Here is a 26,954-nt window from a genome sequence, read left to right on the forward strand (position 1 = left end):
TCCTACAGCGCCTCTCGGTGCTCGCGCAGCGGCCGGGCGGTGGACCAGATTCGGTCGAAGCTGTCGGCGTACAGGTTGAACAGGTCTCCACCGGCAAGCCTACGAAGGTGAAGCGTCGGCGCGTGAGCGGCTGGAAATCCGAAGACATGCGGGTTGACCAGCATCTCGTCATCGAACTGGTAGATCGAGTTGTACAGCGTCGTCCGGTGCAGACCCAGGCTGACTCCCTCAACGCCATCGAGTTTGCCGTACCAGGCGAGGACGTTGCGGATCTTCGCCGAGATTGCGTCACCGATTCCCTCGTCCGCGCCGCGCTGTGCGACCTCCGGCGAATCTGGATCTCCAAGAAGGATTCGCACTCTCGCACCGGACTCAGCCCGCTCCCGCAGGATGGCGACCAGGTTTGGATGTTGCTCAGGCAGGAAAAGCCCGGCGTACACCAGGATCGAGATCTGTTGACCTGCCGTTGTCAGCAGCCGTCGCCATAGTTCGACGGGCACCGCCACACGGCGTGAATAGATCTGGATCAGTTCCGACTCACTGACTTCGGCGGCGCGCCCCGGCAGCAGGGCATCCGGCCACAGGTACGTCTGAGTCTCGCCGAGATGCGCGGCGAGCGCGTACCGATGTCGGGGATATGGGATGCGGTCCCGCGTAATCCACCGCTCGACCGTCTTCGGATCAACTCCGGTCACAACAGCGAGATCACCTGGGGTAAGGCGCTTCCGATGCATGGCATCGCGCAGACGCTCATTTGGCACGCCAACCTCCGAGAGACGTCTAGGGACGACTCAATCTATGACCGGACGTCCAAGGTTGTCCAGTGCTGTGGTGCTCCTTCGATAGTGAATTCAGGAAAGTAATGGACATGATCGAGCCGATGTCAACCACTGCGAATTGTGCCGCGACGATGCCCGTCCCATCGGAATTCTTCGCGGTCGGGGTGTCCGGTCGCGTACGGCGGAACCCGGAGGACTGACCGGTGGAGAACGAGCTGCCGATCGGGCGGCGGGTGGCGTACTGGCGTGGTCGTCGGAAGATGTCGCAACAGGTGTTCGGTGACCGGATCGGCAAGTCGAAGAGTTGGGTCGACAAGGTCGAGCGGGGCGAGCGGCGGTTGGACAAATATTCCGTGGTGCACACGATCGCAGGGGCCCTGGGGATCAGTGTGGACGTGCTGCTCGGCGGAGGGGAGAACACCGCCCGGGTGACCCCGACCGAGCCGATCGACCTGGACGGGATCCGGCGTACGCTCTCCCGCTTCGCGCCGGTCGCGTACCTGGGAACCTCCCGTACCGGACCGCTACTGCACGAACTGGAACAGGCGGTCACCCACGCGTGGCTGACCTGTCAGTACGGCCGCTACGACGTGCTGGTCCACGCGCTGCCGCGCCTGCTGCGTGACGTCCACACCGCCGAGGGCTACCACAGTGGGGACAACCGAATTCGGGCCGCGAGTCTGGTCGGGCAGGTCTACCAGGTCATATCGTCGGTGACCCGCAAGCTCGGCGCCCACGATCTGGCCCGGCTCGCCGCCGAGCGGTCGATCGACGCCGCGTTACGGGCTGACGATCCGTTGCTGGCCGGTACGGGTACGACCAGGTTCGCCAACGCGCTGCTCGCGGCGAGTGATGTGCGCGCGGCGTTCGAGGCGAACATCGTCATGGCGCACCGCCTCGCCCCGAACGGCCCCACCTGGGCCGATGCCGACCGGGTCTCCGTCTATGGGTCGCTGCTGTTGCAGGGGGCGATGGCGGCGGCACACCTGGGCGACAACCCGAGCGTTCGCGAGCTGCTGCGGGAGGCGCAGGTAGCGGCGACCGCCCTCGGCAGGGACGACAACCGGTACCGGACCTCCTTCGGCCCGACCAACGTCGAACTTCACCGTACGGCGGCCGCCGTCGAACTGGGCGACGGCCGACAGGCCATCGCCACTCACAACGCCCTACCACCGCGCCCGTTCGCTGCGCTGATGCCCGAGCGCCGCGCCCACGCCCTGCTCGACGTCGCCCGAGGCTACCTCCTGGTCGGCGACATGGCCCGCGCCGGGGACGCCCTCCTCGAAGGCGACCAGCACGCCCCGGCCGAGATTCGCTCGCGGCCGATGGCGCGGGACATCATGTCGGCGGTGCTGCGAGGCACAAGAGGCGCCCCACCCGCGCTGGTCGCGGAACTGGCCGACCGGATGGGGGCCAGGGTGTGAGCGACGACCAGGGCGACGGCGCCCCGATGGGCGCCCCGCACCGCCCCGGCACCGACTGGCGCTGTCGCGACGACGGCGAGGAGTGGCCGTGTCAGGTTTTCAAGCGCCGCATGTGGTCGCTCTACCGCAACGACCGCGACCGGTTCACGACGTTCATGCGGCACTTTCGCGACAAGGCAACCGCCGACCTGGACAACCTGACCGCCGAGCAGGCCGAAACCCGGTTCGTCGGCTGGGTCCACGACCCGCCGGTGCGGCGCCGGTTGCGGTCGGTCTGATCTTCCGGCCGAGGTGGGGCGGCGAGCACACCCGGTGCTCACACACCCCACCACCGACGGACCGCCCCGGTCAGGCCGGTACGGGCACCCGACTGCGCCCACGCCGGGCACGACCGCTGCCCGACCTGTCGTCAGCCCCCTGACCCGTCGCCGGTTCGCCACCGAGCAGCCGCTCGTCACCGGTGAACCCGTCCCCGGTCGGCCCGGCTGGCCGGTCGTCGTCCCGCAGTTCACCCGCTGGAGCCTCCTCCGCCGGCAACCCAGTCGGGTCGTCGGCGGGCGGCAGGCTCGGCAACTCGTCGCGCAGCGTCAGGAAGCGCTGGGTGGCACCGTCTCCGGCGGCTTCGCCACTGTCGGACGGGTAGCCCGTTCCGGGGCCGTAGCCGGTGTCGGGCTCGTAGCCCGTACCCGTGCCGTAGCCCGGGCCGGGCGTGAAGCCTGGGGCCGGCGAGACCGGTACGGGGGCGTAGCCGGGTTCGTCGTCCAGCGGCCGGTCGTCGGGCCGGGCCGGCGCCTGCGCGTCCGGCACCGGTGCGGTCTCCTCGCCCCGCACCCGCTGCTCGGCTTCGGCGTCCTCGATCGAGCTGGTGGTCATGGTCGGGCGGTTGCGGGCGAACTTGCCCCGGCCCCGGGACAGGTCGTGACCGACGGCGACCGCCTCCATCTCGTACATGGTGCGGTGGTTACCGGCGTCGTCGACCCAGTCGCGGGTGTACATCCGGCCGACCACGACGATCGGGTCGCCGGTCATCACCGAGGAGGCGACGCCCTCGGCGAGCTTGCGCCAGCAGTTGACCCGTACCCGAAGGCTGTTGCCGTCGACCCAGCGTCCGCTCTCCCGGTCGAGCCGGCGCGCGGTCGACGCGACCTTGAAGTTGGTCACCAGCGTGCCGCTCTGGTTGGTACGCCGCCACTCCGGGGCGGTGAGCACATTACCCACGACAGTTACATAGGTGTCGAACATTCTCTCTCCATAGCTTTCACGATGAATCAGGCGAATGGCTGCGAGTCGACTCGCCGTCGAGCCTGGCGGGCGGGCAGCCGTGACGCCACCGGCCGGGCGCGACCTGTGGACAACCCGGCGACCGGTGGATAAAGACCTGATCAAGCGCGAATGTGCTATGTCGAGATAACGTCAAGCCCGTGGAACCCGATGTGCTCGGCGGAGCGTACGAGAGCCAGACGATCGATCTCGGGCACGACGACGAGGGGCCGGTGCGGGCCACCCTGGTCCGCCGTCGGGCCGACCGGCCCACCGGTCGCGCCGTGCTCTACCTGCACGGATTCGCCGACTACTTCTTCCAGGCCCACCTGGCCGACTTCTACGTCGAACGCGGTTGGGACTTCTACGCGCTCGACCTGCGCAAGTACGGCCGCAGCCTGCTCCCGCACCAGACGCCCAACTTCTGCCTCGACCTGACCGACTACTTCCCCGAACTTGACGCCGCCGCCGACATCATCCGCAACCAGGACGGCAACCACACCCTCCTGGTCAACGGACACTCCACCGGCGGCCTGCTCGGGGCCCTCTGGACGCACGCGAGGCGGGACAGCCGACTCGTTGACGGGTTGTTCCTGAACAGCCCGTTCTTCGACCTCAACGCGCCGTGGCTGGCCCGCAGGCCGCTCGCCGCCGCCGTGGCCCAGTTGGCCCGGCGGATGCCGTACCTGGTCATCCCGATCGCGCTCTCCCCGGTGTACGGGCAGAGCCTGCACACCGAGCACCGGGGCGAGTGGACCTACGACCTGACCTGGAAGCCGCTCGGCGGTTTCCCCGTACGGGCCGGTTGGTTGGCCGCGATCCGTCGCGCCCAGCGGCAGGTGCAGACCGGGCTGGCGATCTCCGTACCGGTTCTGCTCACCTCGTCGACGCGCAGCCTCCGGAGCACGACCTGGCACGAGTCGGCGACGCTCGCGGACACCGTGCTCAACGTGGCGGACATGGCCCGGTGGGCACCGATGCTGGGACGGCACGTGACCCTGGTCCGGTTCGACGGCGGCCTGCACGATCTGACCCTGTCCAGCCCGGCAATACGCGAGCAGCTCTTCAGCGAGGTGGATCGGTGGATCGACGCCTTCCTCGCCCGAACTCCCCCGGCTGCGGAGACTCCGACCAGCGCACCACCGGACCGGACTCCGCAGCCGGCTCCGGCTCCGACGGCTCCGCCCGGTCCGGCTCCCCGTACGGCACCGGCTCCGGCTGCACCGACACGGGCCGGTACGGCAGCCGAGCCGGCTCCCGGTACCCCGAACGCCCCGGCGGCGGGTACGCCGGCCGATTCGACTCCTCGTACGCCGGTCGATCCGCTCCCGGCCGCGGACCCGGCCGCTCGCCCACCGGCCGCAGACCCGACCGTTCCGTCGGCGGCTGCGGACCCGGTTGTTCGGCGCTCCGCCGGGGACCCGGCCGTTCCGTCGCCGGAGGAGGCACCGGGCGTTCCGGTGACGGCTGGTAGGGCGGCCGGGGTGGCTGCTGGACCACCCGACGAGCCGATCCGGCGGTCGGCGCCGCCGGATGAAACGGCAACCACATCCCCTGCCGCCAGACCAGCAGGTCACGGCTGAGCGGGTGCGGGTCACCGGCGAAGAAGACCCGGTCCACCGCCCGGCGTGCCTTCTCCCGACCGGGCCGTGACTGGGACCCGGTGACGATCACCACGTCCCGGGCCGGGACGCCGATGACCAGCTCACCGGGGACCGACTGTTGCAGGTCGTTCCAGAACTCGTCGACCAGCAGCACGCTGGACTCCAGGCCGTCGAAGGAGAGCAGCAGCGCCGGCGGCTGGCCGGAGATCCGCAGCCGGCTCATCGCCAGGTCGAGGTTCTGCATCGCGGTACGCCGCAGGGCCCGCCGCCCGACCCCGCTTCGCTCCAGGTCCGCCCAGGTAACCAGGCGCTCACCGTACGGTGGGCCGAACGAGTAGGCGATGCCTATGTCGTCGGAGAACTCGTCGAGCAGCATGTCCCCGCCGAGCTGCTCATCAACAGTCGACACAAGCAGCGGCAAAAACTGGGTGCTCGTCACCTGCACCCGTGAAAACCTAGTATGTGCTGGCCGGGCCGGCGACCCCCGTCCAGCCGGACAACCGTCCGGCAGCGCGGGTACCCTTCTCGCGCGCGAACACAGCAGGCGCTCGTAGCTCAGCGGATAGAGCAGGGGACTTCTAATCCCAAGGTCGTAGGTTCGATCCCTACCGGGCGCACCAGAAAATCGCAGGTCAGGAGCAGTCAAGCCAGGAAGGAGCGACTCGCTTCCAGACCTTCCGTGCCGACTCCATGACTCACCGTGACCAAAACCCGATCGCGAAAAAATTTCCGCGCGTGCACCCCGTCAGGCCCCGCCGCCCCGGCTGATCCGATCAACCGAGGTGGGCTGTGCCGACGTCACCGCCGGTACAGCCCACTCGACCTGGCCCAGGGGGCGAGGCGTACCGCAGCCGGCCCTTTGGTGGTTCGGCGCGCACTATCCGGAGCGCAGGACGACGTCCTTGCTCAGTCCGGCCCAGCCGGTGGCGCGAGCCCCGGTGATCGCGTCCCGCAGCCCGTGTACGTCGACCGCCTGCTCCACACCAGCCCGGATGATGTTGACGGTGAACCGCTCGCAGAGGAACGTGAGCAGTTCGTCGTCGGCGTGCATCACCTCGCAGATGCCGGCGACCGTACGACCGCGCAGCAGGCCGGCCATCCCCTCCAACGCCGCCAGTTCGTGTCCCTCGACGTCGATTTTGAACAGCAGCGAGTCGTCGGGTTCGAGGGTGATCCGCTCGTCCAACCGGAAGCAGTCCACCGACACGCCACGGTCGCTCGGCAGACGCAGCGAGGAGACCCCGGAGTGCTTGTGGAAGTTCAGCCGGGCGGTCCCCGCCTCGTCACTGGCGGCGCCCTCGTGCAGCACGATCTGGGGGTAGTCCTCGGCGGTGTGCCGTACCGTCTCGCGCAGCCGGCGCAGCACCACGGGATTCGGCTCGACCAGGTGCAGTTGGCGCAGCCGCCGGTGGTAGCGGGTGGAGAAGGCCACCTCGCCGTAGTTGGCGCCGATGTCCAGGGCGACGGTGGGGCGGAGTTCCCCGGCGAGCCGGCGCCAGGTGGCGACCGCGCTCCGGTCGAGGTTTCCGTTGTACATCGCGAGCAGTACGCCCCGGATGTCGGCGGGATCGGCGTGCATGCGTACGCCGATCTCGTTGCGGAACGCACCGGACCGCGCCCGCAACGCCGTCCGCTGCGCGACGATGCGTACCCGCTGTCCACCCGAGATGTGGAACGCCTGTCGTAGGACCGACCGGAAGTTGGCCACGCCTCGCCTCCCTCCTGCTCCAGCCCGCTCGCCTGAATCACGCGCACGGAGTACGCGCCCTCACCGCAACGATGCAGGTAGCCGGAAGGTGACGCTCTGTCGTGGACCCGATCGACCGTACGGCGAGCGGAAGGCGCCGGTCAGGCGGCTCAGTCGATCGGCTTCGCCGGGTTGGCCGGGGCGAGGAAGGGGGTCGAGGAGCGGCTGTCGCGCCGGCGTTCCTCGCGCCTGGCCCGCTGTTCGGCGCTGTATCGCTTGCGGGCCGCCAGGTCGCGCCGCCAGCCTTCGCGCGCCTCAGCGGTGGTGCCCTGTACGGCGTTCTCCACCGTCGGCGGCCCGAGGATCTTGAACAGGAAGTCGAACATCCGGTCCTGCCCGGCCACCCGGCCGAGCAACGGTCGTTTCGCTCCGGATCCGCCCACGCCGACCACACTCCCGTCGTCACGCCCCGATATTTGGTACACCAATAGTTTGCACACCAAATACTTCTCGGGCAAGGGGCCGGGACTGTGATCGATCCGATCCCGCCGGCCGTTCAGCCCGTGGGCGTACCGCCGTCGCCGACGGCCCGGGTGGCGCCGATCAGCCGGGTCAGCGACTCGTGCAGGCGCTGCAACTCGTCCAGCTCCATGCCGAGCCGCTCGACCACGGCCGGCGGGATCCGCTCCGCCCGCTCCCGCAGCACCCGGCCGGACTCGGTCAGCACCACGGCGAGCACCCGCTCGTCCTGCGGGTCCCGCTCCCGCCGGATCAGGCCGTTCGCCTCCAGCCGCTTCAACAGCGGGGACAGCGTGCCGGGGTCGAGCTGCAACAGTTGGCTGAGCGCCTTGACCGACAGCGGTGTGGTCTGCCACAGCGCCAGCATCACCAGGTACTGCGGGTGGGTCAGCCCCATCGGCTCCAACAGCGGCCGGTAGATCGCCACCACGTTCCGGGAGGCGACCGAGAGCGCGAAACAGATCTGCCGCTCCAGCGCCAACGGGTCGACCAGTTCCCGCCCGTCACCCATCGCCGTTCCCCCGCTCGCTCACCCGTACCCGGTGTCACCGCACCTCGGGGCGAAGGCTACCGGGCCCGACAGACGCCGCCGGCCGGGTACGCGCGGTACCCGGCCGGCGGTGTGCCGTCGTGCGGGTGGCTCAGACCGGGAAGCCGTACCGGGCCGCGTGCTCGGGATCGGCCGGGTCGATCTGGCGGATGCCCTCGTCGGCCAGCCGCTTGTTGATCTCGTCCAGGTGCTCGCGGACGAGCTGCGCCTCTTCGTCGGTGGTCTTGCCACGGTGCGGCTTGCCGGCGTGCTCCAGCGTGGCGTAGTCGAGCCGGTCGGCAACGGCCTTCTTGGCCGCCCTCGGCGGCTTGATCCGTTCCGCGGTCCTGAGCAACTGCGCCATCGGTACGTCGGTCGCCAACGTGTCGAACTCACTGGCCGTGAGCACCACCCGGCGCGGCTCACCGCCGCCGTGGCTGTCGTAGATCTCGACGATCGCCACGTCCAGCGACGCGTCGTCGATGCTCTCCACCTCGACCGACCGGGCCTCCAACTGCACGGGTCCGGCGACCAGGTCGGGATGTTCCAGGACGATGACGCGGACCACCTCGTCGTCGGACTGGAGGACCTTGCCGCTGAAGTCGGAGACGTGAACGGTCTTTCTACCCATGCGTGAAACTTCTCCTGTCCGGTGGTACTGCCAGGGCCAGAGGTCGAAGTTACCCGACAGGTGTGCGAACGGACGGGTAGGGCCGGTGTGTCGCGCGACCGGTCCGGTCAGCCCGCCGCCGAGCCTCCCGGCAGTGCCGCCAGCTCGGCAAGTTCGGCGTTACGGGCCCGCTCCACCCCGGCGGCGAGGGCCCTGACCTGGTCGCTGCCGCCGGACTCCTGCTCCCCCTTGGACAACAGCACGCTCTGGGCCAGGTGCTCCCGTACCAGGGTGGCCGCACGGGTGGCGAACTCGGCGGCCGGTGCTTGCTTGAGGTCGGCGACCCGCGACTCGGTGACCATGCCCGGCATCTGGTGGCCCTCGTGGATGTTCTCCTCGACCACGTTGCCGGCGGCCAGCAGCGACCGCATCTCGCCCACCTCGGCCCGGTGCGTCCCGGCGAGCCGACCGGCCAGGTCACGCAGGGCCGGCGGGGCGGCCTCGCTGGTGTCGAGGTAGGAGAAGAAGGCCAGCGCGCTGTCGTTCATCGGAACCATCAGCTGGAGGTACGCCAGATCCGTCCCGCCGAGTTCGACCGCTGCCGGCGTCGTCGCCGGTCGGGTCGCGCTCACCGCCGGTTGGTCCGCTCTCGCCCGCGATCCGTCCCGCCCCCAACCCTGTACCAGCGCCACGGCCAGCACCGTCGCGACCAGGATCGCGACGGCGCCGACAAGTCGGTAGTTCGGGGTACGGGCGGTGGTCATAGGGGGCACACCCTTTCTCTCTCCGCGCGGCGGTAGGACGGACCCGGCGAAACGGGGCGGGGCGGGCGGCGGTAGGTGGACCGCCGCCCGCGTGAGTCCAGCCCGCGTCAGTTCAGCCCGCGGCCTGGAAGGCTCGTCCGACGGCGGTCGCCTCGGTACCGGTACGGAACAGTCCGGACTGGTCCCTGTCGGTGGCCGGCAGACCGAACCAGGCGTACCGGTGTACGAAGGGCAGACCGGCGAGCATCTTCGCCGAGGCGGTGACGAACGCCGCCTGCTGCTCCTGGGTCGGGAAACGTTGGCCGCCGTTGACGAAGTTCATCAGCGCGAACTCGGTCAGCCAGATCGGGAGCTTGTAGCGGTTGTAGACCGCCTGGATGTACTGCCTGAGCTGGTTGACGGCGTTGGTGGTGTTGAAGTCGCCGCCGTACCAGTGCAGGGCGATGAAGTCGACCCGCAGGTTGCGCGCCTTCGCACCGGACATGAACCGGTCGAGCCAGCCGCCCGCGTCGGCACCGCCCCACGCCACCGCCGGGCTACCCAGGGTGGCGCCGGTGGCGACCAGCTGCGGCCACAGGTCGAGCGCCGCCTCGGGCGACATGTTCGACTGCTCGGCCATGTCCGGCTCGTTGAAACCGAGCAGGTACGGCCCGGCCGCCTTGGCCTTGGCGAGTTCGCCGGGATTGACGCTCTTCGCACCCCAGATCATCGGTACGAAGTTGACCCCGCTCGGCGTGGTGATGCCCGCGTGGCCGGCGTTCCAGGTGTAGTACCAGCTCGCCTTGGAGTTCGCCAACGCCTGACTCGCGCCGTTGAAGTCCCAGACGGCAACGCCCTTCTTCGCCGACGACACCGCCGGACCGCCGGCCGGAGGCTTGGTGGTCGGCTTGGCCGTCGGCGGCACCTTCGGTGAGGTGCTGACGGTGGGCGACGGGACGGGCGACCCGGACGGCACACCGGGCGAACCGGACGGCCCGGCCGTGCCCGCCGGGCCGGAGCCGGTCTCCGCCGAGGCGGACGCGTCCGGACCGGCGGCTCCGGGTACGCCCGACGTGTCCGCACAACCGCTGAACAACACGGCGCTGAGCAACAGAACAGCGGTGACGGGTCGAAGTCTTCCGAGGATGGGTCGTGTGGTCATACGGTGGGCACACACCTTTCTCTCTCCGCCCGAGACAATACGTGGACAGGGTCGACGAACTCGACTCGGATCCCTTATCTTTCACTTAACTCCTGGCCCCGTATCAGCCCGTACGGCCGCGCTTTATCTTCACCTTAAATCTGTAATCCCACGGATCCGACGACGCTCACCACGGGTGGACGACAAGTCGGACGGCCACCCGTCGACAACACATAAGCGCTGGTCACGACGGGCCGGTACGGGCACGGCAATGGTCACCGGATGAGCGGCACACCGAACCCCGCCCACGCCTCGCGGCTTCGATTACGGAATTTGTGGCCAATCCCACGAAGAGCACGAGGAATTGCCGGCCGCGGTCATCCACGGGCGCGATGATTGGTTTGATCGATGCGACCGTGAAAGGTCTGCCACAGTGCGGCGAGCGCGCGGGAAAAATGACGGTCGCACGGGCGGCGGCACGTCGACCGCCGCCCCGCGCGCAATCAGCCGGCAGCCTGGAACGCGCGGCCGACGGCGGTCGCCTCGGTACCGGTACGGAACAGTCCGGACTGGTCCCTGTCGGTGGCCGGCAGACCGAACCAGGCGTACCGGTGTACGAAGGGCAGACCGGCGAGCATCTTCGCCGAGGCGGTGACGAACGCGGCCTGCTGCTCCTGGGTCGGGAAACGTTGGCCGCCGTTGACGAAGTTCATCAGCGCGAACTCGGTCAGCCAGATCGGGAGCTTGTAGCGGTTGTAGACCGCCTGGATGTACTGCCTGAGCTGGTTGACGGCGTTGGTGGTGTTGAAGTCGCCGCCGTACCAGTGCAGGGCGATGAAGTCGACCCGCAGGTTGCGCGCCTTCGCACCGGACATGAACCGGTCCAGCCAACCACCCGCGTCCGCACCGCCCCACGCCACCGCCGGACTCCCCAACGTCGCACCCGTCGCGACCAATTGCGGCCACAGGTCGAGCGCCGCCTCCGGCGACATGTTCGCCTGCTCCGCCATGTCCGGCTCGTTGAACGTGAGCAGGTACGGCCCGGCCGCCTTCGCCCGCGCCAGCTCGGCGGCGGTGACATTGGTCGAAGCCCGGATCATCGGCACGAAGGTCACCCCGCGCGGGGTGGTGATCCCCGGATGCCCGGTGTTCCAGTTGTAGTACCAACTCGCCTTGGAGTTCGCCAGCGCCTGACTCGCACCGTTGAAGTCCCAGACCGAGACACCCTTCTTCGCCGACGACACCGCCGGTCCGACGGCCGGCGCCTTGCTGCTCGGCTTGGCACTCGGAGTGACCTTCGGCGACACGCTCGGCGACGGGGTGGGCGCGACGGTCGCGGTGGCGTTCAGTGGTGCCTCGGCCGCCGGCGGCGCGGCGGACGACGGCGGCGGGCCGGTCAGCCTGGTCACGACCAGCGCCCCGGCCACCAGCGCGGTCACGGTGGCCGCGGCGGCGAACGGGACCGCCGCCTTACCGAGGCCGCCACTGAACAGGTTGCCCAGCCAGCCGGGGGCGTCGACGGTGGACGGGTCGGGTGTCAACGGCGTACCGCTGCCGGCGCCGACCTGGTGTGACGTGGCGGCGGCGTGCGGGGTGGCCGCGCCGGCGTGGGTGGCGGCGGCAGCGGCGAACTGGTTGCCGAAGTTCGCCGGCAGCGGGAGCAGCGGCAGGCCGGCGAGCAGCCGGTCGATCGGGAGGAAGTCCTCGCGGTAACGGCCGCAGACCACGCAGTCGCGTACGTGCCGGGCCAGGCGCTTGCGCCACAGCGGGGTGGGGGTGCCGTTCCAGCCGGCCGTCATGCCGCGCAACTCGTTGCAGCCGGGCCGACCGCGCAGCGCCCGGACGACCGTACGGGCGGTCTGGATCTGCTCCTTCATCCGGTGGATCCGTACGGCGGCGTGGCTGGCGCTGAGTCCGAGCGCGGCGGCCAGGTCGGCCCGGTCGAGTTCGCCGGTCTCCTCCAGCCACCAGAGGGCGAGCAGTTCCTGGTCGTCGGAGTCGAGCCAGCGGGTCGCCTCGGCAACCTCGCGGCGCTGGTCGGTGAGGCCGAGCCGGAGGATCGTCACCTCGGCGAAGTCGGCGGCCGGATCGGGCACCTCGTGGATCGCCTCCACCCCGGCGTCGCGGATCAGCGCGGTCCGGCGGTGCTGCTCCCAGTTGCGGATCTGACGGATCGTGATGGCGACCAGCCAGGGCCGGAACGCCTCGGGGTCACGCAGGTCGGACAGGTGCCGGACGACCCGTACCAGGGTCTCCTGGACCACGTCGTCAACGTCGACGTGACCGCGCAGCGCCCGGCCGACGATGTTGTAGACGAGCGGCAGGGAGTCCGCCACCAGATCGTCGAGCGCGTGCTGACTGCCGCGCTGGGCCGCGATGACCATTCCGGTATCGGGTACGCCCCGACCGACTCCGGACATGGCGTCTCACTCCCCTTCGATCTGACCGCCGGTGCGGCTGTCCGCCCGATTGTGGCGAGGCGCCCGAGCGTCAGGGCGCGTTGGGCCGGACTTCGTCCGACCTCTCCCTGTCAGGAGACTGGCACGGGCCCGGAAGATTACGAAAACCTCCGCGAATTCAGGGCGCGGGTCCGGCCGGTCGGTCGGCGCAGGCTAGGCAACTCTCGAACATCCTGTCAACCCCGGTGCGGGCGGCCATCGACGCAGGTCGGGACGGTTGCGGCGGTGCCGGCACCGGCTCACCGATGGCAATGATCCGTTGACATTTTCGGCGACCGGCCGGAGCATCACGGGCATGGCAGATCCCGCCGAGCGGCCGAGCCGGTCGCTGCGCGACCACCGCACCCTGGCGACCACCGCGGCCGCCGCCGACCCGAGCCCGGAGCAGGTGCTGGCGGCGCTGGCGCTGCTGGACGGCGTACGCGCGGATCTGGATCGGATCGAGCGCGTGCTGATCGGTTCGGCGCGGGAGCAACGGACGAGCTGGGCCCGGATCGCCGCCGCGCTGGGCCTGGCCAGTCGGCAGGCGGCCGAGCAGCGCTGGCTGCGGCTGAGGGCCGAGGGCGGTCGGGATCCGGTCCAGGTACGCAACACGCCACAACGTCAACGAACAATTGACAACGCGTACGGGGTAGCGATCCGGCGCCTGCGGACGGCCACCGTCAACGCGTACCGGCAGCTCGACGCCGACCCCGACTGGGATGCCCGGCACCCGCGCGCGGCGCTGGCCCGGACCAGCGTCGAGGCGGCCCGCACGGCTCCACCGGGTGCGCTGTTCGCACTGGTCATCGAGGCAATGGCGGATCTGGACGCGATGACGGCGACCCCGCCGCCACAACCACTGCCGCAACCGCTGCGTACGGCACTCGACCGGTTGCGCCGGGCGGTCGACGCCGCCCGGCCGGTGCCCGGAGGCTGAGGCGGGCACGGCGTACCCGGCTTGACACCCGTACCGGGCCTCACCCAGGATTGAGCCTGTTCGACTCAAGCTTGGGGAGGCTCAGGGTGCGACTGCTCCGGGACCGCAACACACTCCTCTTCGTCGGCGTCTCGCTGGTCGCGGGCTTCGCCGGTACGGCGATGTCGCTCGCCGCCGGGCTGTGGGCGATGGACCTGACCGGCTCGGCCAGCCTGGCCGCCATCGCCGGGGCGTGCGTCTTCCTGCCGAGCCTGGCCGGGCCGCTACTCGGTGCGCTGGTCGACCGGCTGCCCCGCCGACCCCTGCTGGTCTGGACCAGCCTGATCCTGGCCGGACTGCTGCTCCTGCTGCTCGTCGTCCGCTCCGCCGACCAGTTGTGGCTGCTCTACGCGGTGATGCTCGGCTACGGCGTCAGCTACGTACTGCTGGACGCGGGCGAGGCGGCGGTGCTTCCGACGGCGCTGCCCGACGAGCGGCTCGGTGAGCTCAACGGCCTGCGGATGACCGCCCAGGAGGGCACCAAACTGGTCGCCCCGCTGGTCGGCGCCGCCCTGTTCACCCGCGTCGGCGGCCCGGCGGTCGCGGTGCTGACCGCGACCCTGCTGGCCGTCGCCGCAGCCCTGTACGCCGCCGTCCGCACCACCAACGCACCACCGGGCAGGGCCGCCCCTTCCACCGTCAAGACGAGAACGAAGCGCTCCTTCCTGTCGGGGCTGGACTTCCTGCGGTCGCATCGACCGCTGCGCGCGGCCGTGCTGGTCGCCGCGGTCAGCATGCTGATGGCCGGACTCGGCACCGCCGTGCAGTACGCGGTGGTCGACGACGGTCTGCACCAGCCGGTCGCCTTCCTCGGCGTACTCGCCTCGGTGCAGGGCGTCGGGTCGATCGCCGGCGGCCTGCTCGCCGGCCAGTTCCTCAACCGGTACGGCGAACTGCCGCTCGCCGGCTGGGGCGCGCTGCTGCTCACCGCCGGTACGGCCCTGCGGTGCCTGCCGTGGACCCCGGCGGTGCTGGTCAGCGCCCTACTGATCGGTGTCGGCCTGCCATGGACGGTGATCGCGGCGATGACCGCGGTCCAGCGGCAGACACCGCACGCACTGCTCGGCCGGGTCGCCGCCACCGCCAACTCGCTCGTCTTCGCGCCGACCTCGCTCACCCTGCTGACCGGGGCCGGGCTGCTGGCCCTGCTCGACTACCGGATCCCGCTCGGCGTGTCGGCACTCGGCACGCTGCTGGCCGGCGGCTGGGTGCTGACCCGCCGTTACGACCCACGGGGTGGGGACTCCACTCCGGCCGGGGACTCCGCCCCGGTCGAACCGGGCATCGGGTCCGACCGGGGCGTGGCGGACGTGGCGCGGCGGTGACGGCCGACCGGTACCCGTCGGTCACCGTCGGTCGACCCGGGAAAGCCGGGTACGGGACCTCGCCCGGACCACCCCCGATAACCAGGGTCCGAGCCGGTTCCCGCGCGGCCCGGCCTTCCCGGATCGACCCGCACACGCCGGTACCGGTCAGTTCCGGCCGACCTGCTCCGCCACCCGCTCCAACCGGTTCCGGTAGTCCTGCCACCACGCCTCGTCACCCGGTGGCAGGAAGTTCTCGTCCCGCTGTAGTCCGGCCGCCCCGTCGATCAGCTCGCGGACGATGTCGGCGTGTCCGACGTGCCGGTGCGTCTCGGCGATCAGATGGGCCAGGATCCGGTGCAGTGTCGCCCGCCGGTCCTGCTCCGGCCACCACATCACGAGGCCGGTGGCGTCCAACGCCAACTCCTCGATCGTGGCGTCGGCGTGCTTCCAGACCCGTTGGTAAAGGTCGACGACGTACTCGCGGGACTCGTCGGCGGTGGCCCACATGTCCGTGTTGGGGGCGAAGGCGTCGGGCCCCAGGTCCGGCCGGAACCACGGCACCGGTTCGGCGAAGTCCCGGCCGAAGACGAATCCCAGGTACAGCAGCTCGACGCTGATCAGGTGTTTGACCAGCCCCAACAGGTTGGTGCCGGTCGGTGTCAGCGGCCGGCGGAGGTCGTACTCGGAGAGCCCCTCCAGCTTCCAGACCAGGGCCTCGCGGGCCTCCCGCAGGTAGCGGTGAAAGTCGGCCTTCAGCTCCGCATCGGTCATGGTCACGGTCACGGTCCCAGCAGTCCGACGGGGTTGCCGTCGAGGTCGCCGAACACGGCCATCCGCCCCTGCCCCGGCACGCTGACCGGGTCCATGGTCCGGGTTCCGCCGAGCTGTTCGGCCCGCGCGAGCGCGGCATCGACGTCGTCGACCCGGAAGTAGACGACGATCCCGGTGTACGGGCTGTCCGGGCCGGCCTGGCCGATCCCGCCGACCGGTGGCCCGCCATCCCCGCCCACCAGCGCGTACGTGCCGTCCAGGACGTGCACCGGCCAGCCGAACATGTCCTGGTAGAAGCGGTGCGCCCGGGGGCCGTCGGGGGTGGAGATGTCGAACCACGCGGGTGTCGGGTTGTGTCCGGTCTGAGTCATGGCGTCCTTGTCTGGCAGTGCCCGGTATTGCTCGGTCGATAAGGAAGACCGCCGTGATGGGGCAGAATCATCGCTCGTGAACGACATTTCTCGGTCGACGCCGGAGCCGACGACGTCGGACCCGGAGCCGGGGACGTCGAGCCCGGAGCGGCAGACGTCGGACCCGGAGCCGGCGACGGAGGGTTCGGCCGAGCGCGACCTGGTCCGGGCGCGCGACGGGGACGACGCCGCGTTCACCCGCCTGGTACAGCCGCTGCGCCGGGAACTGCACGCCCACTGCTACCGCATGCTCGGCTCGACCCATGACGCCGACGACGCGCTCCAGGATGCCCTGCTGCGGGCCTGGCGGGGGCTCGACCGGTTCGAGGGGCGCGGATCGCTGCGCTCCTGGCTCTACACCGTCGCCACCCGTACCTGCCTGGATGTTGTCGAGACCCGGGGCAGGCGGGCGCTGCCGGTCGACCTCGGGCCGTCCAGCGAGCATGCGGTGCTGGCCCAGCCGCTGACCGACATCGCCTGGCTGGGCCCGTACCCGGACGCGGGGCTCGGTGCAGGCCCGGCCGCCCCGGAGGCGCGGTACGAGCAGCGCGAGGCCGTCGAACTCGCCTTCGTCGCCGCCCTGCAACACCTGCCGGGCAACCAGCGGGCGGCGCTGCTGCTGTTCGAGGTCCTCGGCTTCTCCGCCGCCGAGATCGCGATCATGATGGACACCAGCACCGCCTCGGTGAACAGCGCCCTGCAACGGGCCCGCCGGATCGTCACCGAGAAGATCCCCGGGCCCAGTCAGCAGCAGACGCTGCGGGAGATCGACGACACCCGCCTGCGGGAGGTCGTCGGCGCGTTCTGCACCGCCATGGAACGCGGTGACGCCACCGCCCTGGTCGCCCTGTTGACCAAGGACGTCACCTGGTCGATGCCGCCGCTGGCGCACTGGTACCACGGCCTCGACGCGGTGATGGACTTCGCCGTGGAGGTCCCGCTCACCCGCTGCCCGAGCTGGCGGTACCTGACGACCGGCGCGAACGGCCAGCCCGCGGTGGCGTTCTACCTCGGCGAGAGCGCGACCGCCACGCACCTGGCCTGGGGGATCACCGTGCTGACGCTGCGCGGCGAGCAGATCGCCGAGATCACCTCGTTCCTCGCCCCGGAGGACTTCCCGGCCTTCGGGCTGCCCGCCTCGCTGCCCTGACCCGAGCCACCGGCGATGCCCCGAACGGGTGGATTGGCGAGTACGACGGCTGGGCATTACCCCTGCGCGTCGGGTTGACCGCTGCCCGTCGCCTAGTCGATCGTGGGGCGAAGGAGCAGCATGCAGGTCTGGCCGGGGGAACCGTATCCGCTGGGAGCGACCTACGACGGCACGGGCACCAACTTCGCGATCTTCTCCGAGGTCGCCGAGTCGGTCGAACTCTGTCTCTTCGACGAGTGGGACCTCGGCGCCGAGCGGAAAGTCCGGCTCCAGGAGGTGGACGCGTACGTCTGGCACGCGTACCTGCCGGGGGTGCAGCCGGGGCAGCGCTACGGCTTCCGGGTGCACGGGCCCTACGACCCGGCGTTCGGGGTTCGTTGCAACCCGAACAAGCTGCTGCTCGACCCGTACGCGAAAGCCGTCGACGGTGAGGTGACCTGGGACCCGGCGGTGTACGACTACGACCTCGCCGACCCGGGCCGGATGTCGCAGACCGACTCGGCGCCGAACATGCCGAAGGCGGTGGTGGTGAACCCGTACTTCGACTGGGGCAACGACAAGCCGCCGCGTACGCCGTACCACCACTCGCTGATCTACGAGGCGCACGTACGCGGGCTGACCCGGCGGCACCCGGAGGTCCCGGAGGAACTGCGCGGTACGTACGCCGCCATCGCCCACCCGGCGATCGTCGAGCACCTGACCCGGCTCGGGGTGACCGCCATCGAGCTGATGCCGGTGCACGAGTTCGTGCACGACCACCGACTGTCCGACCTGGGGCTGCGCAACTACTGGGGCTACAACACCATCGGTTTCTTCGCCCCGCACCACGGCTACTCGGCGATGGGCCGACTCGGCCAGCAGGTGCAGGAGTTCCGGGGCATGGTGAAGGCGCTGCACGCGGCCAACATCGAGGTCATCCTCGACGTGGTCTACAACCACACCGCCGAGGGCAACCACCTCGGCCCGACGCTCGCCTTCAAGGGCGTGGACAACCCGTCGTACTACCGGCTCTCGGAGTCCGACCGGCGCTACTACGTCGACTACACCGGGACCGGCAACAGCCTCAACGTACGCAGCCCGCACTCGCTGCAACTGATCATGGATTCGCTGCGCTACTGGGTGCAGGAGATGCACGTCGACGGGTTCCGGTTCGACCTGGCCGCGACCCTGGCCCGCGAGTTCTACGACGTCGACCGCCTCTCCACCTTCTTCGAGGTGGTCCAGCAGGACCCGGTGATCAGCCGGGTGAAGCTGATCGCCGAGCCGTGGGACGTCGGCCCCGGCGGTTACCAGGTCGGTAACTTCCCGCCGGTCTGGACCGAGTGGAACGGCAAGTACCGGGACACCGTGCGGGACTTCTGGCGCGGCGAACCGGCCACCCTGTCCGAGTTCGCCTCCCGGATCTCCGGCTCCGCCGACCTCTACCAGAACGACGGGCGCCGCCCGTTCCACAGCATCAACTTCGTCACCTGCCACGACGGCTTCACCCTCGCCGACCTGGTGTCGTACAACGACAAGCACAACGACGCCAACGGTGAGGAGAACCGGGACGGAGAGGGGCACAACCGGTCCTGGAACTGCGGGGTGGAGGGGCCGACCGACGACCCGGGGGTGCTCGCCCTGCGGGCCCGGCAACGGCGCAACTTCCTGGCCACCCTGCTGCTGTCGCAGGGCGTACCGATGATCGGGCACGGCGACGAGCTGGGCCGGAGCCAGCACGGCAACAACAACGCCTACTGCCAGGACAACGAACTGGCCTGGGTCGACTGGGACAACGTCGACGAAGAGCTGCTCGACTTCGTCCGTACGCTGTCCGCCTTCCGCGCCCGCCACCAGGTGTTCCACCGGCGGCGGTTCTTCACCGGCCTGCCGGTGCAGACCCGGTCCGCCGACGCCGACATCCCCGACCTGGCCTGGTACACCCCGGACGGGCGGGAGATGACCGGCGAGGACTGGGGCAACGACTTCGGCCGGGCGATCGCGCTGTTCGTCAACGGCGACGGCATCCGCGAACGCGGCCAGTACGGCCAGCGGCACCGGGACAACTCGTTCCTGCTGCTGTTCAACGCACACGACGACGCCCTGGACTTCGTCCTGCCCGGCGGCGAGTTCGGGCAGAAGTGGGAACGCGTTGTCAGCACCGCCGACCCCGACCCGGACGAACCCACGGTGATCGACACCGGCGGGACCGTACGGGTGCCGGACCGTTGCCTGGTAGCGCTGGAGAGGATGGTGTGACATGCCGACGGGCGCGTACCCCCGGATCACGGCGACCTACCGGGTGCAGGTCCGCCCCGGTTTCGACCTGGACGCCACCGCCGGCCTCGCCGGCTACCTCGCCGACCTCGGCGTCACCCACCTCTACAGCGCGCCCCTGCTGACCGCCACCCCCGGTTCCGCGCACGGCTACGACGTGGTCGACCCGCGCGCGGTCAACCCCGAACTCGGCGGCGAGGCCGGGCGGCGGCGACTCGTGCAGGCGCTGCGCGAGGCCGGGCTCGGCCTGGTCGTGGACATCGTGCCGAACCACGCCGGGGTTGCCGTACCGGCGGCGAATCCGGCCTGGTGGGACGTGCTGCGGCGGGGACGCTCGTCGGCGTACGCCGGATGGTTCGACATCGACTGGACGCGGCCCCGGCTGCTGCTCCCGGTCCTCGCCGACACCCCGGACGCGCTCGGCGACCTCAAGGTGGCCGACGGCGAGTTGCGCTACCACGAACACCGCTACCCGATCGCCGAGGGCACGGCCGGCGGCAGCCCGCGCGAGGTGCACGACCGGCAGCACTACGAGTTGGTCTCCTGGCGGCGCGGCGACGCCGAACTCGGCTACCGGCGGTTCTTCGCCGTCTCCGACCTGGCCGGGTTGCGGGTCGAGGACCCGGAGGTGTTCGCGGCCACCCACGCCGAGATAGTGCGCTGGGTCGACGCGGGCGAGGTCGACGGCATCCGGGTCGACCACCCCGACGGCCTGCGCGACCCGGCCGGCTACCTGACCCGGCTCCGGGCCGCGGCGCCGGACGCCTGGCTCGTGGTGGAGAAGATCCTGGAGTACGGCGAGGAGCTGCCGGACTGGCCGGTCGACGGCACCACCGGGTACGAGTCCCTGGCCGCGATCTGCGGCCTGTTCGTCGACCCGGCGGCGGCCGGCGACTTCACCGTCCTGGACACCACCCTGACCGGGCGGCCCACCTCGTGGCCCTCGCTGACCCATCGGTGCAAGCGGGTGGTCGCCACCAGCCTGCTCGCCGCCGAGCTGAACCGGCTGGCCCGGCTCGTGCCGGAGGTGTCGGCGGAGTCCGCCCGCGCCGCGCTCGCCGAACTGGCCGCCTGCTTCCCGGTCTACCGGGGCTACCCGCCGCACGGTGCCCGGCACCTGGCCATGGCCCGGTCCGAGGCCGGGCGGCGCCGACCCGACCTGACCGCCACCCTGGACGCGATCACCGCCCACCTGCGTGACCCCGACGACGAGCTGGCCCTGCGGTTCCCGCAGTTCACCGGCGCGGTGATGGCGAAGGGGGTGGAGGACACCGCCTACTACCGGTGGACCCGGTTCGTGGCGTGCAACGAGGTGGGTGGCAGCCCGGCCCAGTTCGGTGTGCCGCCGACCGAATTCCACCGGGCCGCCACCGACCGGCAGGCGAACTGGCCGGCGGGGATGACGACGCTCTCCACCCACGACACGAAACGCGGCGAGGACGTACGGGCCCGGCTGGCCGTACTCGCCGAGCTGCCCGGTGACTGGGCCCGGCAGGTACGCGACTGGTCGGCCCGCTTCCCGCTGCCCGACCCGAGTCTGGCGCACCTGCTGTGGCAGACCGCGATCGGCGCCTGGCCGATCGAACGGGACCGGCTGCACGCGTACGCCGAGAAGGCGGCCCGGGAGGCGGCGGCCTCGACGAGCTGGTCCGACCCGGACCCGGTCTTCGAGGATGCCCTGCACACCCTGGTCGACCAGCTGTACGACGACGCCGACCTGCACGCCGAGCTCACCGCCTTCGCCGACCGGATCACGCCTGCGGGTTGGTCCAACTCGCTGGGTCAGAAACTCGTGCAGCTCGCCATGCCGGGGGTGCCGGACACCTACCAGGGCACCGAACTGTGGGAGAACTCCCTGGTCGACCCGGACAACCGCCGCCCGGTCGACTTCGCCGTACGCCGAGAACTGCTGGACCGGCTCGACGCGGGCTGGCGGCCCCCGGTCGACCCGAGCGGGGCGGCGAAGCTGCTGGTCGTGTCCCGTACCCTGCGGCTGCGCCGGGACCGGCCCGGACTCTTCACCGGCTACCGCCCGGTGCCGGTGCACGGACCGGCCGCCGAACACGCGGTCGCGTTCGACCGGGGCGGGGTGACGGCGGTCGCCACCCGGTTGCCGCTGGGCCTGGCCCGGGGCGGCGGTTGGGGTAGCACCTGGCTGTCACCGTCCGTTAATCAAGTGACCGAGCTGTTCACCGGCCGCGTCTACAGTGGGGGGCGGGTCCTCCTGGCCGAACTGCTGGCCGACTACCCGGTCGCACTGCTCATCCGAAGCGAGCCCGTGGAGACATCATGACCGAGTTCACGGTCTGGGCGCCGGACGCCGGTCGCGTACGCCTTCGCCTGGTCGGAGCCGGTGACCACGAGATGGTGGCCGCCCCGGACGGCTGGTGGCGGGTGGACGTGCCGACCGCCGGACCGGGCACCGACTACGCGTACCTGCTGGGCGACGACGACCGGGCGCTGCCCGATCCACGGTCGCCGTGGCAGCCCGAGGGCGTACACGGGTGCAGCCGGGTTTACGACCACGCTGCGTACACATGGTCCGACCAACGGTGGACCGGGCGGCAACTGCCCGGCGGGGTGCTGTACGAGCTGCACGTCGGCACCTTCACCCCGGAGGGCACCTTCGACTCCGCCATCGAGCGGCTCGACCACCTGGTCGACCTCGGCGTCGACCTGATCGAACTGCTCCCGGTGAACGCGTTCAACGGCGAGCACAACTGGGGGTACGACGGTGTCTGCTGGTTCGCCCCGCATCACGGCTACGGCGGGCCGGACGGGCTGAAACGGCTGGTCGACGCCGCCCACGCCCGAGGGCTGGGGGTGATTCTCGACGTCGTCTACAACCACTTCGGCCCCTCCGGCGCGTACGCCCCGCTGTTCGGCCCGTACCTGGCCGAGACCAGTAACACCTGGGGGCGCTCGGTCAACCTCGACGGCCCCCACTCCGACGAGGTACGCCGCTACATCGTCGACAGCATCATCATGTGGTTGCGCGACTACCACCTCGACGGGCTGCGCCTGGACGCCGTACACGCGCTGCGCGACCAGCGGGCGATTCCGCTGCTGGAGGAGCTGGCGAGCGAGGTCGAGGCGCTCTCCACCCACGTCGGCCGACCGCTGTCGCTGATCGCCGAGTCGGACCTGAACGACCCCCGGCTGATCACCCCTCGGGAGGCCGGCGGCTTCGGCCTGCACGCGCAGTGGAACGACGACGCCCACCACGCCCTGCACACCCTGCTCACCGGCGAGGCACAGGGCTACTACGCCGACTTCGGCTCGCTGGAGTCGGTGCACGACGTACTGACCGGGGCGTTCTTCCATGCCGGTGGCTGGTCCAGTTTCCGGGGGCGCGGTCACGGGCGCCCGGTCGACCGGCACCGGACGCCCGGTCACCGGTTCGTCGCGTACCTCCAGAACCACGACCAGATCGGCAACCGAGCCACCGGGGACCGGCTGTCCGCGTCGCTCTCCCCCGGCCTGCAACGGGTCGGCGCCACCCTGCTGCTCACCGCACCGTTCACACCGATGCTGTTCATGGGCGAGGAGTGGGCGGCGAGCACGCCGTGGCAGTTCTTCACCAGCCACCCGGAACCGGAGTTGGCCGCCGCCGTGGCGACCGGCCGCCGCCGCGAGTTCGCCGCCCACGGCTGGTCCGACGGTGAGGTGCCGGACCCGCAGGATCCGCAGACGTTCGCCCGGTCCCGGCTCGACTGGGCCGAGCTGGACAAGCCGGAACACCGGGAGATGCTCGACTTCTACCGGCGGTTGATCGCGCTGCGGCGCAGCCGCCCCGACCTGTCCGACCCCCGGCTGGACCGGATCGACGTACGCTACGGCGACCGGTTCGTGGTCGTCCGCCGGGGACGTTGTGTGATCGCGGCGAACCTGGCCGGCAAGCCGCAACGGATCGACCTCGCCAGCGTCGTACGCACCGTGCTGTTGGCCACCGGCCCCGGCGCGATCGTCACCCGCAACGGAGTCGAACTACCGGCCGAATCCGCCGTCATCGTCGCGGTCTAGCTCAGGACTTTCCGGTACGCGAAAAGCCGGGCCCCCTCTCGGGGACCCGGCTTCCGTATTCGCTGTTCGTATTACTTACTTGGTCCAGACGTCCTGCACGATGTGCGCGGCCTGGTTCTCCCACTGCGCGTACGCATCCGGGAACGCCGACACCTGAACCTTCTGCGCCGCATCCGTCAACGGCATATCCTGCCAACCATCAACCTGCTTCAGGTTCTTCAGGAACGCGGTCGTAGCGTAGGCCGGGTCCGTGATCTGCTCCGGCGTACCCCAACCCGACGACGGCCGCTGCTGGAACAACCCCAGCGAGTCGTGGTCGTTCATGTCACCCAGATGACCCAGGTTCTCCAACTTCGACTCCTGCATCGAGGTAGCGACCGCGATCACCGCACCACGCTCACCCATACCCAACTTCTTCGCCGTATCCGTGATGGCCTTGGCGTTGTCGGTCTGCTCCTTGCTCAGGCTGATGTTCGACTGCGCACCCTGCGTACCGTGCGGCACGAGCTTGTCCATGCCCGGCTTCTCCGAGGTCACCTGCGCAACCGTGGTCATCGCCGGGGCGGCACGCTCCGCCGGGGACGCGAACGCGTGGCTCACCGGCCCCGCAACAGCGCCACCGATAAAGGCCAGGCCGGCAACACCCAGAGCGGTCTTACGAACAAACGAAGTCTCAGCAAAAGTGGTGAAAGTCGTCTTCACGATGGTTCACCTTTCATTCGGGGGTACCCGACGCGCGCCACAAGGGGAAAGGCGCCTGCGCTCAGGTGAGAAGTACGAGGCCACAGCCTGCACGGGGCGGGGGAAAACAACCCCGGCGCTGCTCCGGTCGTACGCGATGTATAACCGACCCGACCCCGCCAACATTCCGCCAACCGACCCCCGACCCGAGTCGATCAACCCCAAAAACCTCGCACCCCCGACACCCCACCCAACCGACGCACCCCAGGTAGAGAAAGAGCGGCTATCCGGGGCGGGATAACCACTCATTCTCCGTATTGGTGCGGTGTCTGGTTATGGGGTGGGGGTGCGGTGCGGGTGGTGGAGTAGGCGGTTCATCGCGTGGCGGGCGCGGGCCGGGCCGGCAGGGTCCCGGTGGAGGCGGAGGGTGTGGTTGAGGGCGAGCATCTGGCCGACCAACTCGAACACCATCTGGTCCGGGTCGGTCTCCACGGGCAGGTCGCCCGCTTCCACTGCCAGGCGTACGTGTAGCCGCAGGTCACGCTCCCACAACCCGACGAGCCCGGCGACCGCGTCGCGTACGGGACCGTCGCGGTCGTCGTACTCGCTGGCGGCGGCGGTGAAGAAGCAGCCGCCCGGAAAGACCTCGCGCTCCAGGTGGGAAATCCACGACTCGCACATCGCCCGCAGACGCGGCAGCCCCGGCGCGGCGCCGACCCCATGGTCAGATGTTTCGCGGAAGAAGATTTCCGCGGCCGTGTCGACCACCGCCAGCTGGAGGGATTCCTTGGAGCCGAAGTGGCCCAGCAGGCCGGACTTGCTCAGCCCCAGATCGCTCGCGAGTCGGCCGATGGTGAGTCCCTCCAGCCCTTCGACCGAGGCGACCGCCACCCCACGCGCCAGGATCGCGGCACGGGTCCGACCGGCTTCGGTGTTCGATCGACGCGGACTCACGGCGCTCACTATAGCCAGCAGCGACCCGCTTAGCGTACGACCGTTCGGACGCTATAGTGCCTGCACCACCGTCCGCCCAGCCAGCGAGGGGAGCCCCCGTGCTCTACCGGATCGCCAGACTGCTACTGATTCCACTGGTCCGACTCTTCTTCCGACCCGTCATCGAGGGCCGGTCGAACGTACCGGCGCAGGGTCCGGTGATCCTCGCCAGCAACCACCAGTCGTTCTTCGACAGCATCGTCATCCCGCTGATGGCGCCCCGCAAGGTGGTGTTCCTGACCAAGGCCGAGTACTTCCACGGTCGGGGCCTCAAGGGACGGTTGGTCCGCTGGTTCTTCACCGCCATCGGCTCGGTCCCCGTACAGCGGGGAGCCAACCGGGCCGCACAGGCATCACTCGACGCGGCCCTGGAGGTGCTCGCCGCCGGTGACGCCTTCGGGATCTACCCCGAGGGGACCCGTTCCGTGGACGGCCGGCTCTACCGTGGCCGGACCGGCGTCGGCTGGCTGGCGCTGACCGCACGCGCACCGGTCGTCCCGGTCGCACTCAGCGGCACCGAACGGATCCAACCGGTCGGCAGCAGGCTACCGAGGATCAGTCGGGTGACGATCCGGTTCGGCACCCCACTGCACTTCGGACCCGATTACGGCGAGGCGGCGTCCGCGTCCGACCGGCGCCGGGCAACCGACGAGATCGTGCAGGCCATCGGCGCCCTCTCCGGCCAGGAGTACGTTCCCGGATACAACGACCCGAGCCGGGTGTAGCGATTTCCCAACCGTGAAAACGGGTACGCGAAAAGCCGGGCCCCCGAGACGGGGACCCGGCTTCCGTATTACTTACTTGGTCCAGACGTCCTGCACGATGTGCGCGGCCTGGTTCTCCCACTGCGCGTACGCATCCGGGAACGCCGACACCTGAACCTTCTGCGCCGCATCCGTCAACGGCATATCCTGCCAACCATCAACCTGCTTCAGGTTGCTCAGGAACGCGGTCGTAGCGTAGGCCGGATCGGTGATCTGCTCAGGAGTTCCCCAACCCGACGACGGCCGCTGCTGGAACAACCCCAGCGAGTCGTGGTCGTTCATGTCACCCAGATGACCCAGGTTCTCCAACTTCGACTCCTGCATCGAGGTAGCGACCGCGATCACCGCACCACGCTCACCCATACCCAACTTCTTCGCCGTATCCGTGATGGCCTTGGCGTTAGCAAGCTGGTCCTTGCTCAGGCTGATGTTCGACTGCGCACCCTGCGTACCATGCGGCACCAGCTTGTCCATGCCCGGCTTCTCGCTGGTCACCTGCGCGACCGTGGTCATCGCCGGGGCGGCACGCTCCGCCGGGGACGCGAACGCGTGGCTCACCGGCCCCGCAACAGCACCACCAATAAAGGCCAGGCCGGCAACACCCAGAGCGGTCTTACGAACAAACGAAGTCTCAGCAAAAGTGGTGAAAGTCGTCTTCACGATGGTTCACCTTCCAATCGGGGGTACCCGACGCGCGCCCACAAGGGGAAAGGCGCCTGCGCTCAGGTGAGAAGTACGAGGCCACAGCACACACGAGGCGGGGGAATCATGCCCCGGCGCTGCTCCGGTCGTACGCGATGTATAACCGACCCGACCCCGCCAACATTCCGCCAACCGACCCCCGACCCGAGTCGATCAACCCCAAAAACCTCGCACCCCCGACACT

Annotated in this window: 23 protein-coding genes, 1 tRNA gene and 2 pseudogenes; 11 read left to right on the forward strand and 15 right to left on the reverse strand. The window is 69.9% G+C overall.

Annotation, left to right across the window (positions count from 1 at the left end; genetic code table 11):
- Positions 1 to 2 precede the first annotated feature (2 nt).
- Entirely contained in the window at positions 3 to 761 is a 759-nt protein-coding gene (locus OG792_RS27210) for a helix-turn-helix transcriptional regulator (RefSeq protein WP_329103580.1), read from the reverse strand.
- A 221-nt stretch (positions 762 to 982) separates the two neighbouring features.
- Between OG792_RS27210 and OG792_RS27215 the strand changes: the two genes are divergently transcribed.
- Together OG792_RS27215 and OG792_RS27220 are read left to right on the forward strand one after the other, a co-directional pair.
- Positions 983 to 2,203, forward strand: coding sequence for a helix-turn-helix domain-containing protein (locus OG792_RS27215; RefSeq protein ID WP_329103582.1), 1,221 nt, complete (start codon positions 983 to 985; stop codon positions 2,201 to 2,203).
- The gene (locus tag OG792_RS27220) at positions 2,200 to 2,481 is read left to right on the forward strand and encodes a hypothetical protein (protein ID WP_329103584.1); all 282 of its coding nucleotides are present in this window, start codon (positions 2,200 to 2,202) and stop codon (positions 2,479 to 2,481) included. The genes OG792_RS27215 and OG792_RS27220 overlap by 4 nt, the downstream gene beginning before the upstream one ends.
- Before the next feature lie 70 nt (positions 2,482 to 2,551).
- Here the strand turns inward: OG792_RS27220 and ssb are convergent, their stop codons facing one another.
- Complete coding sequence (ssb, locus tag OG792_RS27225; protein WP_329103586.1) at positions 2,552 to 3,445, reverse strand: single-stranded DNA-binding protein; 894 nt, start codon at positions 3,443 to 3,445, stop codon at positions 2,552 to 2,554.
- 179 nt (positions 3,446 to 3,624) lie between these two features.
- Here ssb and OG792_RS27230 point away from each other — a divergent pair.
- Positions 3,625 to 4,650: pseudogene (locus OG792_RS27230) on the forward strand (alpha/beta hydrolase); the annotation flags it as partial.
- A 526-nt stretch (positions 4,651 to 5,176) separates the two neighbouring features.
- Here OG792_RS27230 and OG792_RS34830 read toward each other — a convergent pair.
- A pseudogene (locus tag OG792_RS34830) lies at positions 5,177 to 5,443 on the reverse strand (hypothetical protein); the annotation flags it as partial.
- A gap of 168 nt (positions 5,444 to 5,611) precedes the next feature.
- Here OG792_RS34830 and OG792_RS27240 point away from each other — a divergent pair.
- Positions 5,612 to 5,687, forward strand: a tRNA-Arg gene (locus tag OG792_RS27240).
- Between the two features lie 257 nt (positions 5,688 to 5,944).
- Here OG792_RS27240 and OG792_RS27245 read toward each other — a convergent pair.
- From OG792_RS27245 to OG792_RS27275, 7 genes are all read right to left on the reverse strand, one after another.
- Entirely contained in the window at positions 5,945 to 6,775 is an 831-nt protein-coding gene (locus OG792_RS27245; protein ID WP_329103589.1) for an FkbM family methyltransferase, read from the reverse strand.
- 149 nt (positions 6,776 to 6,924) lie between these two features.
- The gene (locus OG792_RS27250) at positions 6,925 to 7,197 is read right to left on the reverse strand and encodes a hypothetical protein (protein WP_329103591.1); all 273 of its coding nucleotides are present in this window, start codon (positions 7,195 to 7,197) and stop codon (positions 6,925 to 6,927) included.
- Between the two features lie 113 nt (positions 7,198 to 7,310).
- Entirely contained in the window at positions 7,311 to 7,784 is a 474-nt protein-coding gene (locus tag OG792_RS27255) for a MarR family winged helix-turn-helix transcriptional regulator (protein WP_329103593.1), read from the reverse strand.
- Between the two features lie 130 nt (positions 7,785 to 7,914).
- Complete coding sequence (locus OG792_RS27260; RefSeq protein ID WP_329103595.1) at positions 7,915 to 8,433, reverse strand: hypothetical protein; 519 nt, start codon at positions 8,431 to 8,433, stop codon at positions 7,915 to 7,917.
- Positions 8,434 to 8,540: 107 nt separating this feature from the next.
- On the reverse strand, positions 8,541 to 9,176 hold the full coding sequence (locus tag OG792_RS27265) for a DUF305 domain-containing protein (RefSeq protein WP_329103597.1): 636 nt from the start codon (positions 9,174 to 9,176) through the stop codon (positions 8,541 to 8,543).
- A gap of 112 nt (positions 9,177 to 9,288) precedes the next feature.
- Positions 9,289 to 10,317 carry a glycoside hydrolase family protein gene (locus tag OG792_RS27270; RefSeq protein ID WP_329103599.1) on the reverse strand — a complete coding sequence of 343 codons (1,029 nt, stop codon included), beginning with the start codon at positions 10,315 to 10,317 and terminating at the stop codon, positions 9,289 to 9,291.
- Between the two features lie 482 nt (positions 10,318 to 10,799).
- Complete coding sequence (locus tag OG792_RS27275; protein WP_329103601.1) at positions 10,800 to 12,716, reverse strand: sigma-70 family RNA polymerase sigma factor; 1,917 nt, start codon at positions 12,714 to 12,716, stop codon at positions 10,800 to 10,802.
- Positions 12,717 to 13,050: 334 nt separating this feature from the next.
- Between OG792_RS27275 and OG792_RS27280 the strand changes: the two genes are divergently transcribed.
- Entirely contained in the window at positions 13,051 to 13,674 is a 624-nt protein-coding gene (locus OG792_RS27280; RefSeq protein WP_329103603.1) for a hypothetical protein, read from the forward strand.
- 86 nt (positions 13,675 to 13,760) lie between these two features.
- Positions 13,761 to 15,038 (forward strand): MFS transporter, encoded by a 1,278-nt coding sequence (locus tag OG792_RS27285; RefSeq protein ID WP_329103605.1) that lies wholly within the window; start codon positions 13,761 to 13,763, stop codon positions 15,036 to 15,038.
- Between the two features lie 147 nt (positions 15,039 to 15,185).
- On the opposite strand, the gene OG792_RS27290 is transcribed toward OG792_RS27285, so the two are convergent.
- Complete coding sequence (locus tag OG792_RS27290; protein ID WP_329111465.1) at positions 15,186 to 15,791, reverse strand: DinB family protein; 606 nt, start codon at positions 15,789 to 15,791, stop codon at positions 15,186 to 15,188.
- An 8-nt stretch (positions 15,792 to 15,799) separates the two neighbouring features.
- Positions 15,800 to 16,162 carry a VOC family protein gene (locus OG792_RS27295; RefSeq protein WP_329103607.1) on the reverse strand — a complete coding sequence of 121 codons (363 nt, stop codon included), beginning with the start codon at positions 16,160 to 16,162 and terminating at the stop codon, positions 15,800 to 15,802.
- Positions 16,163 to 16,361: 199 nt separating this feature from the next.
- On the opposite strand from OG792_RS27295, the gene OG792_RS27300 reads away from it, so the two are divergent.
- The 4 genes from OG792_RS27300 to treZ all read left to right on the forward strand — a co-directional run bounded on the left by OG792_RS27300 (position 16,362) and on the right by treZ (position 23,630).
- Positions 16,362 to 17,351, forward strand: coding sequence for a sigma-70 family RNA polymerase sigma factor (locus tag OG792_RS27300; RefSeq protein WP_329111466.1), 990 nt, complete (start codon positions 16,362 to 16,364; stop codon positions 17,349 to 17,351).
- A gap of 120 nt (positions 17,352 to 17,471) precedes the next feature.
- Positions 17,472 to 19,589, forward strand: coding sequence for a glycogen debranching protein GlgX (glgX, locus tag OG792_RS27305; RefSeq protein WP_329103608.1), 2,118 nt, complete (start codon positions 17,472 to 17,474; stop codon positions 19,587 to 19,589).
- A 1-nt stretch (position 19,590) separates the two neighbouring features.
- Entirely contained in the window at positions 19,591 to 21,900 is a 2,310-nt protein-coding gene (treY, locus tag OG792_RS27310; protein ID WP_329103610.1) for a malto-oligosyltrehalose synthase, read from the forward strand.
- Positions 21,897 to 23,630, forward strand: a complete 1,734-nt coding sequence (gene treZ / locus OG792_RS27315) for a malto-oligosyltrehalose trehalohydrolase (protein ID WP_329103612.1) — start codon at positions 21,897 to 21,899, stop codon at positions 23,628 to 23,630. Before treY ends, treZ begins: the two co-directional genes overlap by 4 nt.
- 75 nt (positions 23,631 to 23,705) lie before the next feature.
- Here treZ and OG792_RS27320 read toward each other — a convergent pair whose 3' ends face one another.
- Positions 23,706 to 24,332, reverse strand: coding sequence for a hypothetical protein (locus tag OG792_RS27320; protein ID WP_329103613.1), 627 nt, complete (start codon positions 24,330 to 24,332; stop codon positions 23,706 to 23,708).
- Positions 24,333 to 24,644: 312 nt separating this feature from the next.
- Positions 24,645 to 25,265, reverse strand: coding sequence for a TetR/AcrR family transcriptional regulator (locus tag OG792_RS27325; protein WP_329103615.1), 621 nt, complete (start codon positions 25,263 to 25,265; stop codon positions 24,645 to 24,647).
- Between the two features lie 98 nt (positions 25,266 to 25,363).
- Between OG792_RS27325 and OG792_RS27330 the strand changes: the two genes are divergently transcribed.
- Entirely contained in the window at positions 25,364 to 26,029 is a 666-nt protein-coding gene (locus OG792_RS27330; RefSeq protein WP_329103617.1) for a lysophospholipid acyltransferase family protein, read from the forward strand.
- A gap of 72 nt (positions 26,030 to 26,101) precedes the next feature.
- Here OG792_RS27330 and OG792_RS27335 read toward each other — a convergent pair whose 3' ends face one another.
- Entirely contained in the window at positions 26,102 to 26,728 is a 627-nt protein-coding gene (locus tag OG792_RS27335; protein ID WP_329103620.1) for a hypothetical protein, read from the reverse strand.
- Between the last annotated feature and the right edge of the window lie 226 nt (positions 26,729 to 26,954).

Source organism: Micromonospora sp. NBC_01699, from assembly GCF_036250065.1.
Taxonomy (GTDB): Bacteria; Actinomycetota; Actinomycetes; order Mycobacteriales; family Micromonosporaceae; genus Micromonospora_G.